Origin of the sequence: Advenella alkanexedens (genome assembly GCF_019132845.1) — a bacterium.
Lineage (GTDB): Bacteria > Pseudomonadota > Gammaproteobacteria > Burkholderiales > Burkholderiaceae_B > Advenella > Advenella alkanexedens.
In genome coordinates this window covers 57,629-69,703 of sequence record NZ_JAHSPR010000005.1, presented here as the reverse complement: position 1 = coordinate 69,703, position 12,075 = coordinate 57,629, and the positions used below count along the sequence as shown (strand labels likewise).

The window sequence follows — 12,075 nt, the reverse complement described above, 5'->3', positions numbered from 1 at the left end:
ATCCAATATATATTTCCAATGGTTATATTCATATAATAAATAAATTCTTATTGCATTTATTCCTTGTGGTTATAATTTTAGCCAAAATAAGGCAAAAATCTTATAACGATTTATTTGCTAATTTAACCCTCTGTTTTTCTATCATTCACTTTCCAACCGGGATTTATAAAAAATGACTATTTTTCACGCCGCTATAAAGCTGAAAAAAACACTGCTTTGCGCAACATTAACACTAGGCCTGAGCACCGCACCCCTGGCTTTTGCACAGGAAGCCCTCCTGAAAGTGGGGGTTACGGTTGGTCCTCACGCCCAAATTAGTGAAGTAGCTCGCCAGGTTGCCGAAAAACAGGGTTTGCAAGTCAAATTGATCGAATTCAGTGACTTCATCCAGCCCAATGCTGCCCTTGATACCAAGGAAATTGACCTGAATATCTATCAGCATCGTCCATTCATGAATGCCCAGAACAGTGCCCGTGGTTATAAACTGGTCCCTGTTGCCGATGCCGTTGTGCAATTGATGGGGATTTACTCAAGTCGCCATAACAATCTGGATGAATTACCGTCTGGCGCCACCATTGCCATTCCGAATGATCCCAGCAATGGTGCCCGTGCCCTACTGGTTTTGCAGGCCGCCAGGCTCATTAAGCTGAAAGAAGGCGTAACCACAACCGCTTCACTCTTCGATATTGAAGAAAATCCCAAAAAACTTAAATTCATCGAAATTGAAGCCGCACAATTGCCGCACTCATTAAAAGACGTGGATGCCGCTGCCGTTAACTCGGCCTATGCCATTCCTGCCGGCCTTGACCCCGCCAAAGACACCCTGGCACTTGAGGATGAAAAAGCCGATTTCGCCGTGGTGGTGATTGCCGCCCGGGAAGATAACAAGGATGACCCGCGGGTTGCCCGTTTTATCAAGGCTTACCAATCCGATGAAGTCAAAGCATTTGTTGAGAAAACATTCCCAGGGGCTTACTTTACCGCCTGGTAATACCCGGTTCACTCCGCATGGAAATGCTGACTGACCTACGTAGGCGTTCCCACGCTGGAGCATGGGAACAAGAAAGGCCAAAAGGAGCATTGATCCGCCCCCTGCTTACTCGTTTACTCGCTCCCATGCTCCAGCATTACTCGTTCCCATGCTCCAGCGTGGGAACGCAAACCGTCAAGCTCCCAAAAAGCACGCTAATAACCATAAAGATATATATAAATTGAGAATTTGTATTTAATAATTTTAGCTGCTCCCCTTACACTGGCAACAAGATAACCAACAAAAAAGGCCGGGTATGAAAACGATTCATAAACTGCAAATACTGGCTGGCATACTTTTCTTTGCCCTTCTGGTCATGAGCTTTTCTGTTGCCGAGATTGCTACCGCACTGAACCAGGAAAGTGCCCTGACAGCCAAACAAATCCTTTTATTAACGGTGCATGGTATCTGGATCACTATCTGGTGCTTATGCATTCTTTTCACATTTCGGCTGACCTTAAAAAAAACCCCTGCCTTGGCAGGGGAACAATAAATTATTGTTGTTTTTTCTGGTTAATATCTTTATTCCACTATTAAAAACTAGAAAAAGCCCAAAGCCTTTGCACTATAGCTCACCAATAAACACTTGGTTTGCTGGTAATTCGCCAAAGCCATTTTATGGGTTTCCCGACCAATGCCCGATTGCTTGTAACCACCAAAAGCGGCATGCGCCGGGTATAAGTGATAGCAATTTGTCCATACCCTGCCGGCTTCTATACCCCTTCCCATCCGATAGGCACGTGTTCCGTCACGCGTCCAGACACCAGCCCCCAAACCATAGTAGCTGGCATTGGCAATTTCAAGCGCCTCTTCCTCATCTTTAAAAGTCGTTACCGAAGCAACGGGCCCGAAAATTTCTTCCTGGAAAATGCGCATATCATTTTTGCCCAGCAACATGGTTGGATTAATATAATAACCATCCTCCAGATTTCCCGGTCGATGACGGTCACCCCCTATCAGACAAACCGCACCCTCTTCCCGCCCGATATTAATGTAGGACATGATTTTATCCATCTGCATCCGGGATGCCTGCGCGCCTACCATCGTACCGGCCTCTAGCGGATTACCGGTCTTGATGGCCTGAACACGTTTGATGGCCTTTTCAATAAATGCATCATATATGGATTCCTGGATCAGGATTCGGGACGGGCACGTGCAGACCTCACCCTGATTCAATGAAAACATGGCCAGTCCTTCCAGTGCCTTGTCCAGGAAAGAATCCGACTGATCCATCACATCGGCAAAGAAAATATTCGGGCTTTTGCCACCCAGCTCAACAGTGGAAGGAATCAGGTTTTCTGCCGCAGCGTGCAAAATATGCTTGCCGGTTGCCGTTGAGCCGGTAAACGCAATTTTTGCAATACGTTTATTGGTTGCCAGGGCGTTACCGGCCTCTTTGCCAAAACCGTTAATCACATTGATCACACCCGGCGGGAAGAGATCTGCCGTCAACTCCATTAAAACCAGAATGGAAGCGGGGGTCTGCTCAGCCGGCTTCAAGACCACGCAGCAACCTGCGGCAAGCGCTGGAGCCAGTTTCCAGATAGCCATCAGGATCGGAAAGTTCCAGGGAATAATTTGACCTACGACACCCAATGGCTCTTGAAAATGATAGGCAACCGTGGTTTCATCAATTTCTGAAATAGTGCCTTCCTGGGCGCGAATACATCCGGCAAAATAACGTAAATGATCTATTGCCAGCGGCAAGTCGGCAGCCATGGTTTCACGAATGGGTTTGCCATTATCAATGGTTTCGGCCACAGCCAGCAACTGCAGGTTCTTTTCCATGCGGTCTGCCATGCGAAGCAACAAATTCGAGCGATCCATGACCGAGGTTTTCCCCCACGCACGTCGGGCAGCATGTGCCTTATCCAACGCCAGCTCGACATCTTCCGCACCCGATCGGGCAACCTGACAAAACGGCTTTCCGGTGATGGGAGAAATGTTCTCGAAATACTCGCCTGATACAGGCGCGACCCACTGACCTCCTATGAAATTGTCATACTGCTTTTTATAAGGATAAGCTACATCCAGACCAAACTGCTTCAATTCTGAAAGATCCATGTCATCTCCTTGGTGACGTTGAGAATTGCCAACACCCTGTTATTGCGCTTTTTTCCTCTGATAACGGCTATCTTACAAGGTTTTTCATGACATTCAAGAAGTGAAAACACCAAGAAAAACAGCCGGCAAGCAAATTAACTCTCTGCTTGCCGGCTGTTCCTGGATACAGGCAATTGTATTTTTCACAAAGCCTGTTATGGAAAACCCTTACTCAGCGATGATGGTATTGCGCAGTACACCTACCGCATCCACTTCGATTTCCACGACATCCCCCTCTTTCATGAATACCGGTGGATTACGCTTGGCACCCACACCACCTGGTGTGCCTGTCACAATCACATCACCGGCATTCAACGGCAGGAAGGTGGAAATATAGGCAATCTGCCTTGGAATACTGTGAATCAGAAATTTCGTTGTTGTACGCTGCATTTCCTGACCATTCAGTCGTGTAACCAGCGTCAACTCCTGACCGGGCTTGATTTCATCAGCCGTAACCAGCCAGGGACCGAAACCACCGGTTTTCCAGAAGTTTTTGCCAGGACCCCATTGTGAAGTGGCGGTTTGCCAGTCACGGATACTGCCATCGTTATAGCAGGCATAACCGGCAATATGATCCCATGCCTCTTCTTCTGAAATGCGACGGCCGCCTTTACCAATCACAATGGCGATTTCACCTTCGTAATCCAGTTTGACCGATTCGGGAGGCAGCACAATACTGTCATTATGAGCCACCTGGGACTCGGCCACGCGCAGGAAGATGGTGGGTGACTCGGTTACTTCACGATTGGTTTCCTTGACATGGTCGGCATAATTCAGGCCAATACAGAAAATCTTGCCCGGCTGGGGAATCACGGGTAGCAGTTCCAGCTCGTCATAATCGAGCGTAGCCGGGTTGTTGGCCAGCGCCTCTTGTACCGGTGAAAGATCGTTGTTGCCCAACAGGCTGACCAGATCGGCAAAGCGCTCTCCCAACAATGGTCCCAGATCCAGCACTTTTTTCTCATCGGTAACCACACCATACGTATTTTTACCGTCTAAAACAAAACTGATTAACTTCATCTGACTTCCTTATTCCTGTTTCAATATTGTTGAAAACCATTAAACCAAATTATGTGAAATACTTCGGGTAGCGCCTTCAAGCATTTCTTTCATTTTATGAAGATCAACCACCTCAAATCGCGATAATTCCGCCACCAGTGACATGGCTCCCCATACGCCTGGCTGTCCTTGCTTTTCAATGGGAACCGACAAGGCACCCAAATGAGACTCCAGCTCACCGACTGAATAATAAAATCCCCTTTTTTTGATACCCTGATAATAAGCCCTGAAACCATCCCAATCCTCCGGTATGCCGGATTGTTTCAGTTCTTCGGTATGCGCATCATAAATTTTACGCAGCTGCCGGTTGGGCAAATGGGCCAGTATTACCTTTGGAGCGCCCCCTTGAAACAAAGGCCGTGGCATCCCCCTGCCATAACTGAGAAAGGTTTTCCCGTTACTTTTCTCATGATGCGAATCCAGCACCCGGTCACCATAAAAAGCAGATAAGACGCATTCAAACCCGGTTTTGGCCACCAATTCTTGCATGAGCGGCACACTGGCACGCAAGACCGGATCAGACTGCCGTACATAATAATCCATGACAAGAATACGGGGACCAAAGGTATAACAAGACTCTGACTGATGGGTAAGCCATCCCGATTCCACCAGCATTTTCATATAGCGATAACAGGTTGGAATGGACACTTCCAGTTTCTGGGCAATATCTTCAACACTCCATATGGGAGTGGCTTCGGTAAAGAAATCCAGCACCATTAACATACGAACCAGACTGGAAGGGGATTTTTCACTCATCATAAAACCTTTAACTTAGACCGCAATAGGGCACTAATGACAACAATGCCTGTAATTGTGCCTCATTTTTACCCGTTCCCAGTACATAACGGTCCGGACGTAGCACAACAAAGTCCGCATTTTTGTCAGCCAGCCATTCTCCGACCTCTTTGCAGTCCATTTGCACCGGAACAATATCCATGTTTTCCGGCAACACACCTGTCAAGTTGGGAAGACTGGCCTGACTGGTATACAATATCGCAAAGCGGTTACCCACCAAATCATCCAGCGCAATGCCTTCCTCATTTTTAGGTTGGAAAAACAATTGCCCTCCTGCCTGTTGTTGTCCATCCCAAAGTCCTTCACCCAATTTGGAAACTGGCATAAAAAACTCACGACTGGCATCTTCACGGAATCTCCTGTCCCGCTCTGCCGCTTTTTCAGGATCCGTCGTCTGGATAATACTGCCCAAATAAACGGCCAATCCAATCACTTCATGCACATGCGCAGAACGTTCTGACTCGTAAGTATCGAGAATGACGTCACTGGCATTACCCGCAATAACTGCTTTCAGTTTCCAATAGAGGTTGGCAGCATCACGTATGCCGGCACACAAACCCTGCCCCAGAAAAGGTGGTGTCTGATGTGCGGCATCACCGGCCAGCATCAGGCGCCCTTTGCGCCAACCTTCTGCAATCAGTGAGTTAAAAGTATAAATGACGGCACGTTCCAGGTCCGCCTGCTCAGGGCTGATCCAGCGTTCCAGCATCTTCCAGATATTTTCAGGTTTGACCAATTCTTCCTGATTATCGTCTGGCATGACCATGATTTCCCAGCGACGGCGGTTACCCACCACATTGCAATAAGTCATGGGACGTGCCGGATCGCAATGCTGAATGGTGTAAGGTGACAATTGCACGTCTTCTTTGAGCAAGACATCAAAAACCAGCCACTGCTGACGCAAGCCAAGGTTTTCCATAGGGCTACCCATGGTTGTTCGTACAAATGAACGGGCACCATCACAACCCACGACATATTTGGCCTGATACTGTTCACTTGACTGGGTTTGATGGTTGTGTACGGTCAATACCACATGATCGTTCTGTTCCTGAAGCCCCGTCAGTTCCGACTTTAGTTTTACCGTTACATTTGGATGACTGGCCACTTTTTCCCGCAGCAAGACTTCCAGATGAGGTTGATGAAAATAATAGTTATTGGCACACCCATTAGGTCCATTCCCGGCACTGCCCGCACGAACCAGCAAGGTTTCTCCCTCGGCATTGAGAAAGTGCATGCCATGAATTCCTGGCCGGCTGATTTCAAGCACTTTATCTTTAAGACCCAGACTTTGGAAAATCCGCATGACTTCACCATCAAAATGAATGGCACGTGGCAAGGGATAAATAGCGGCCTCACGATCCAGCACCAACACCTTCAAACCTTCCTGACCCAGCAAACCGGCCAATGTGGCACCTACAGGTCCATAACCAATGATAGCCACATCATAGAGTTTTTTGTCTGTCATTCTCTTACACTCCCATCAACTGACGCATCTCTTCATGCCATTCGGAACGCAATTTGAATTTTGGATATTTGCGTGCGATAGCTTCGGCCTTGGCCATGATTTGCTCATCACTCAATTCAAGATCAATGGGTTCACGCAAAGGCTGGTCGCAATACCACGGGGTATCCATGAAAATTTCAAGCCGGTTACCTTCCGGATCACGGCAATAAACAGAAACGGCATTTCCATGGGTAACACACTGGATATCACTGACATCTTTGTGATTTTTTGCACGTGCATAAAAACGGCGCAGATTGTCCAGGTTGGGAACACGAAAGGAAATCTGGTTGATGAGATTGAATTGAAGGTTGTCCGGACGCCCGGTTGCCAATACCAGTTGGTGATGCTCTGCGGGATCACGACTTAAAAACACCAGTTGGGTATGCCCCAGATCACCTTTGTCGGTTTGAGTGAATTCAAACGTTTCCTTATAAAAAGCACTCATTTTTTCCAGGTCCTGCACATAAATACCCAGGTGGCTGAGAGAAAGCTGAATATTGTCTTTGGACTGTGTCATTTTGTCTCCTAAATGAAAATATCATTTAACGATAATTTGATTAAAATTAAACAAATATTATTTGATGTTTTTATTATATTATGATAATTTAATAAATATCAAGTTTTATTAAATTTAATCTGGACAACGACATACCTAAGGAGACAAACATGCGTTTCACGCTTAATAAACTTTCAAAGAAAATCACACTCGGACTAAGCCTGGGTCTTATCGCTTTAAGCGCGCAAGCGGCTTATCCCGATCGCCCCATTCGCATCATTACACCGTTTGCCCCCGGCACCGGCCCTGACACCAATGCTCGCGAAGTTGCGGCCGAGCTTCAAAAAAATCTGGGTGTCAGTGTTATTATTGACAACAAACCAGGTGCATCAGGAGCCATTGGCAACGCTGCTGCCGCTCAAGCCAAGCCTGACGGTTACACCTTATTGATTGGCTCAACCAGTACACTTTCCATTCAGCCACACCTTTATTCCACAAAAACTTATGATATTGAAAAAGATTTTGTGCCTGTGAGTTTGCTTGGCGTCATGAACACCGGCCTGATTGCCAGCCCGCAGGTGGCCGTTGAGGACGTGCAGGATCTGATTAAGAAATTGAAAGAAAATCCAGGGCAATTCAATGTTGCCACCATGGGAATCGGCAGTTATTCTCATTTGTCAGGCGAATGGTTTGGTTTTGACAGCGAAACCAAACCCGTTTTCATCCCTTACAGCACCACTAATCCGTTTAGCGATTTAATGGCAGGACAGGTGGATTTTTTATTTGACGCCCTGCCAGCGGCAGCTGGTGGTATTAAAACCGGAAAACTGAAATTGCTGGCGATTACCGGTGACGAACGCCACCCCAGCTTCCCCGATGTCCCCACATTCAAAGAAGTTGGCCTTGAAGACTATAGCCCCTTCGGTTGGCAAGGTTTGCTGGCACCGGCCGGTACACCGCCTGAAGCGCTGAAAGTGCTGGGAGAAGCCATGCAAAAGGTCAATGACAACAAAGAGCTGGCCGAGCGCTGGGAAAAAAGCTATATCGGAAAACTGGTCGGCAGCACACCAGAAGCGTTCAAAGACTTCATTTCTGAAGATAGTGAAAAATGGGAAAAAGTCATTAAACGTGCCAATATCAAGCTGGATTGATTGGCGGCAGAAGAGTCTTGTTCCCATGATCCGCATGGGAACACGCTGAACTCACGCTTTCATTTAAAAATCAGGTTTAGTGAAATCAAGGCTGCTTTGTGGCTCGAATTCTTCACTTAAAGCAGGTTGCCCGGGCTCATAGGTCTGGGCAACATCCAGGTGCACGGTATTCACGGGGACACAGCAACATGGCAATACCTCATTACGGGAAATAAAAGCCAGCGGCTCGGATAAATATTTGACTTCACCCGAAATCAGACGGGTGCGACAAGAGCCGCAGTAACCCGCACGGCATTGGTATTCCACTTCATGACCGGTTCTTTCAAGCCCTTCCAGAAGGGTTTCCCCGTCAAGCAAATCAAAACTGGTATCCAGTGTTGCAACAAGGGTCATAACTCAAAATCTTGCAAGGCATCCGTATTGATTTCCGCATCAATCTGACCGATCAGATAAGAACTGATTTCCACTTCTTGTGGTGCAACCTGCACATTATCGGATGACAGCCAGGCATTGATCCATGGGATCGGATTCTGTTTATTACCTTCAAAAGCAGGTGCCAGACCAACTGCCTGCATACGCAGATTGGTAATATACTCAACATACTGACACAGAATATCTTTATTCAGGCCAATCATGGAACCATCCCTGAACAAATATTCCGCCCATTCCTTTTCCTGCAAAGCTGCCTTTTTGAACAGGTCAAAACATTGCTGCTCGAGCTCTTGGGCGATCTCGGCCATTTCGGGGTCATCTTCACCGCTGCGCATAATATTAAGAATATGCTGCGTACCGGTTAAATGCAGCGCCTCGTCACGGGCAATCAGTTTGATGATTTTGGCATTGCCCTCCATGAGTTCACGCTCGGCAAACGCAAACGAGCAGGCAAAACTGACATAAAAACGAATCGCCTCAAGGGCATTGACCGCCATCAGGCACAGGTAAAGTTTTTTCTTCAGTTCACGCAAACTGACGGTCACAGTCTTTCCGTTAAGCGTGTGAACACCCTGACCAAAAAGATCATAATATTCGGTCAGTTTAATAAGCTCATCGTAATACGCGGAAATGTCACGGGCACGGGCAAGAATATGCTCGTTAACCACAATATCGTCAAATACCGTGGCAGGATTGCTAATAATATTCCGGATAATGTGCGTATAAGAACGCGAATGAATCGTTTCTGAAAAAGACCAGGTTTCTATCCAGGTTTCCAGTTCAGGAATGGAAACCAGGGGTAACAAAGCCACGTTAGGGCTGCGACCCTGAATGGAATCCAGCAGAGTCTGGTACTTCAGGTTACTAATGAAAATATGTTTTTCATGATCGGGCAAGGCGGCATAATCAATCCGGTCCTGGGAAACATCCACTTCCTCGGGGCGCCAGAAAAAAGACAATTGCTTTTCAATCAGTTTTTCAAAAATCTCGTATTTTTGCTGATCATAACGAGCCACATTCACGGGTTGACCAAAGAACATGGGCTCTTTTAACGGATCATTGGCAATCTGACAAAAAGTACTATAAGACATAATTTCTTTACTCTATTAAAACCACAGCTTAAATTTTGCAAGCGCCACCGGCACAATCATCGGCCCCCTGGTCGGCGGTTTGTGCATCTTCGGCACCATCACGGGTATTTTGGTAATACAAGGTTTTAAGGCCGAACTTATAAGCGGTTAACAAATCTTTCAACAGCTGGTTCATGGGCACGCGACCATTCGGGAAACGGGACGGGTCATAATTGGTATTGGCCGAAATGGACTGGTCGACAAATTTCTGCATAATGCCCACCAATTGCAAATAACCATCATTGCCGGGCATATCCCACAACAGCTCATACTTGTCTTTCAAGCGCTCATATTCGGGCACCACCTGTTTCAGGATACCGTCTTTGGACGCTTTTACACTGACCAGACCGCGCGGGGGCTCAATACCATTGGTGGCATTGGAAATCTGGCTGGAGGTTTCCGAAGGCATCAGGGCCGTCAGGGTGGAGTTGCGCAAGCCATAGGTCACAATATCCTTGCGCAGGGCTTCCCAATCCAGATGCAAAGGCTCATCGCAAATGGCATCCAGATCTTTTTTATAAGTATCAATCGGCAAAATGCCTTTTGAATACGTGGTTTCATTAAAGGCCGGACAAGCACCATATTCTTTGGCCAACGCAACCGATGCCTGCAGCAAATAATACTGGATGGCCTCAAAGGTACGATGCGTCAGTGCCTTGCCACTGCCATCGGAATATTTGGCATTGTTTTTGGCCAGGTAATAGGCATAATTGATCACGCCCACACCCAGGGTACGACGGTTCATGGTGGCAATTTCAGCCGCCTTGATCGGGTAATCCTGGTAATCCAGCAGGGCATCCAGAGCCCGCACCACCAGTTCAGACAAATCCTTCAACTCATCCAGTGACTCGATCGCCCCCAGATTGAACGCTGACAGCGTGCACAGGGCAATCTCGCCGTTTTCATCGTTAATGTCATTAAGTGGCTTGGTTGGCAGCGCAATTTCAAGGCACAGGTTACTTTGGCGAACCGGTGCCACGGCTGGATCAAACGGACTATGCGTATTGCAATGGTCGACGTTCTGGATATAAATACGGCCTGTCCCTGCCCGTTCCTGCATCATCAGAGAAAAAAGGTCAACCGCCTTTACCTTGCGCTTGCGGATGTCCGGATCGTTTTCGTATTGCTGATACAAAGTTTCAAAACGGTTCTGGTCTTCGAAGAAAGCATCATACAGACCCGGCACATCAGAGGGAGAAAACAGCGTGATATCGCCACCCTTGATCAGGCGCTGGTACATAAGGCGGTTGATTTGCACACCGTAATCCATATGGCGTACCCGGTTTTCTTCCACACCGCGGTTATTTTTGAGCACCAGCAAAGATTCCACTTCAAGGTGCCAAATAGGGTAAAACAAGGTTGCCGCACCACCGCGCACACCGCCCTGCGAGCAGCACTTAACGGCCGTCTGGAAGTGTTTATAGAATGGAATGCAGCCGGTATGTTTGGCTTCACCACCACGAATGGTGCTGCCCACCGCGCGGATACGACCCGCATTAATGCCAATACCGGCCCGTTGCGATACGTACCGCACAATTGCGCTGGTGGTGGCATTGATGGAATCCAGGCTGTCACCACATTCAATCAGCACGCAGGAGCTGAACTGGCGTGTAGGCGTGCGAACACCCGACATAATAGGAGTTGGCAGGGAAATCTTGAAGGTGGAAATAGCGTCATAAAAGCCTTTCACATACTGCAAGCGGGTTTCTTTGGGGTATTTGGAAAACAGGCAAAGCGCAACCAGAATATACAGGAACTGGGGACTCTCATAGATTTCCTGGGTGACCCGGTTTTGGACCAGGTATTTGCCTTCCAGCTGTTTGACTGCAGCATAGGAAAAGGACATATCACGCCAGTGATCAATATAGGAATCGACTTCGTCCAGCTCTTCTTTGGTGTAATCCTGCAGAATATGGGCATCATATTTACCCATATCCACCATTTTACTGACGTGATCGTACAGCTTGGGGGGATCAAACTGACCAAATGCGATTTTGCGCAAATGGAAAATAGCCAAGCGAGCAGCCAAATACTGGTAATCGGGCGATTCTTCAGAAATCAGATCTGCGGCCGCCTTGATGATGGTTTCATGAATATCATCGGTACGGATGCCATCATAAAACTGGATATGGGAGCGCAACTCGACCTGAGAGACAGAAACATGATCCAAGCCTTCAGCAGCCCATGCGACAACACGGTGAATTTTATCCAGATTCAGGGGTTCTTTTTCCCCGCTACGTTTGGTGACTAAGAGGTTCTTGTTCATGTATTTACCCGAAAAAATATTAACAACACTTCCCGCTTATCAACCTGCCTGCCACAGGAATGTAAACGGTTTCTTTGGAATGGATTTATTAAAATAAAACAGCCATCTT

Annotated in this window: 11 protein-coding genes; 3 read left to right on the top strand and 8 right to left on the bottom strand. The window is 47.3% G+C overall.

What is annotated here, in order from left to right:
* The first annotated feature begins 172 nt into the window (after positions 1–172).
* Together KU392_RS07930 and KU392_RS07925 are read left to right on the top strand one after the other, a co-directional pair.
* A complete protein-coding gene (locus tag KU392_RS07930; protein ID WP_169294556.1) occupies positions 173–991 on the top strand; it encodes a MetQ/NlpA family ABC transporter substrate-binding protein in 819 nt (272 codons plus the stop codon).
* A 295-nt stretch (positions 992–1,286) separates the two neighbouring features.
* Positions 1,287–1,523, top strand: a complete 237-nt coding sequence (locus KU392_RS07925) for a hypothetical protein (protein WP_169294557.1) — start codon at positions 1,287–1,289, stop codon at positions 1,521–1,523.
* Between the two features lie 47 nt (positions 1,524–1,570).
* Here KU392_RS07925 and exaC read toward each other — a convergent pair whose 3' ends face one another.
* The 5 genes from exaC to KU392_RS07900 form a co-directional block, all read right to left on the bottom strand.
* Positions 1,571–3,094 (bottom strand): acetaldehyde dehydrogenase ExaC, encoded by a 1,524-nt coding sequence (exaC, locus tag KU392_RS07920; protein ID WP_169294558.1) that lies wholly within the window; start codon positions 3,092–3,094, stop codon positions 1,571–1,573.
* Positions 3,095–3,301: 207 nt separating this feature from the next.
* On the bottom strand, positions 3,302–4,153 hold the full coding sequence (locus KU392_RS07915; RefSeq protein WP_217735036.1) for a fumarylacetoacetate hydrolase family protein: 852 nt from the start codon (positions 4,151–4,153) through the stop codon (positions 3,302–3,304).
* A 39-nt stretch (positions 4,154–4,192) separates the two neighbouring features.
* The gene (locus tag KU392_RS07910) at positions 4,193–4,948 is read right to left on the bottom strand and encodes an IclR family transcriptional regulator (RefSeq protein WP_217735035.1); all 756 of its coding nucleotides are present in this window, start codon (positions 4,946–4,948) and stop codon (positions 4,193–4,195) included.
* A gap of 10 nt (positions 4,949–4,958) precedes the next feature.
* Complete coding sequence (mhpA, locus tag KU392_RS07905; protein WP_169294561.1) at positions 4,959–6,452, bottom strand: bifunctional 3-(3-hydroxy-phenyl)propionate/3-hydroxycinnamic acid hydroxylase MhpA; 1,494 nt, start codon at positions 6,450–6,452, stop codon at positions 4,959–4,961.
* 4 nt (positions 6,453–6,456) lie between these two features.
* A complete protein-coding gene (locus KU392_RS07900) occupies positions 6,457–7,008 on the bottom strand; it encodes a VOC family protein (RefSeq protein ID WP_169294562.1) in 552 nt (183 codons plus the stop codon).
* Positions 7,009–7,157: 149 nt separating this feature from the next.
* Between KU392_RS07900 and KU392_RS07895 the strand changes: the two genes are divergently transcribed.
* On the top strand, positions 7,158–8,138 hold the full coding sequence (locus KU392_RS07895) for a Bug family tripartite tricarboxylate transporter substrate binding protein (protein WP_169294563.1): 981 nt from the start codon (positions 7,158–7,160) through the stop codon (positions 8,136–8,138).
* 63 nt (positions 8,139–8,201) lie between these two features.
* Here the strand turns inward: KU392_RS07895 and yfaE are convergent, their stop codons facing one another.
* The 3 genes from yfaE to nrdA are packed head-to-tail and all read right to left on the bottom strand — an operon-like array spanning position 8,202 to position 11,966.
* Entirely contained in the window at positions 8,202–8,531 is a 330-nt protein-coding gene (yfaE, locus tag KU392_RS07890; RefSeq protein ID WP_169294564.1) for a class I ribonucleotide reductase maintenance protein YfaE, read from the bottom strand.
* Complete coding sequence (nrdB, locus tag KU392_RS07885; protein ID WP_169294565.1) at positions 8,528–9,661, bottom strand: class Ia ribonucleoside-diphosphate reductase subunit beta; 1,134 nt, start codon at positions 9,659–9,661, stop codon at positions 8,528–8,530. The genes yfaE and nrdB overlap by 4 nt, the downstream gene beginning before the upstream one ends.
* Before the next feature lie 28 nt (positions 9,662–9,689).
* Positions 9,690–11,966: a class 1a ribonucleoside-diphosphate reductase subunit alpha gene (nrdA, locus tag KU392_RS07880; protein ID WP_169294566.1), complete on the bottom strand. Its 2,277-nt coding sequence runs from the start codon at positions 11,964–11,966 to the stop codon at positions 9,690–9,692.
* Positions 11,967–12,075: the final 109 nt, after the last annotated feature.

Bases quoted from the DNA above. Each gene is read 5' to 3' on its own strand.
- yfaE (WP_169294564.1), bottom strand. From the start codon at position 8,531: ATGACCCTTGTTGCAACACTGGATACCAGTTTTGATTTGCTTGACGGG.
- KU392_RS07910 (WP_217735035.1), bottom strand. From the start codon at position 4,948: ATGAGTGAAAAATCCCCTTCCAGTCTGGTTCGTATGTTAATGGTGCTG.
- nrdA (WP_169294566.1), bottom strand. From the start codon at position 11,966: ATGAACAAGAACCTCTTAGTCACCAAACGTAGCGGGGAAAAAGAACCC.
- KU392_RS07925 (WP_169294557.1), top strand. From the start codon at position 1,287: ATGAAAACGATTCATAAACTGCAAATACTGGCTGGCATACTTTTCTTT.
- mhpA (WP_169294561.1), bottom strand. From the start codon at position 6,452: ATGACAGACAAAAAACTCTATGATGTGGCTATCATTGGTTATGGACCT.
- KU392_RS07930 (WP_169294556.1), top strand. From the start codon at position 173: ATGACTATTTTTCACGCCGCTATAAAGCTGAAAAAAACACTGCTTTGC.
- KU392_RS07915 (WP_217735036.1), bottom strand. From the start codon at position 4,153: ATGAAGTTAATCAGTTTTGTTTTAGACGGTAAAAATACGTATGGTGTG.
- nrdB (WP_169294565.1), bottom strand. From the start codon at position 9,661: ATGTCTTATAGTACTTTTTGTCAGATTGCCAATGATCCGTTAAAAGAG.
- KU392_RS07895 (WP_169294563.1), top strand. From the start codon at position 7,158: ATGCGTTTCACGCTTAATAAACTTTCAAAGAAAATCACACTCGGACTA.
- KU392_RS07900 (WP_169294562.1), bottom strand. From the start codon at position 7,008: ATGACACAGTCCAAAGACAATATTCAGCTTTCTCTCAGCCACCTGGGT.
- exaC (WP_169294558.1), bottom strand. From the start codon at position 3,094: ATGGATCTTTCAGAATTGAAGCAGTTTGGTCTGGATGTAGCTTATCCT.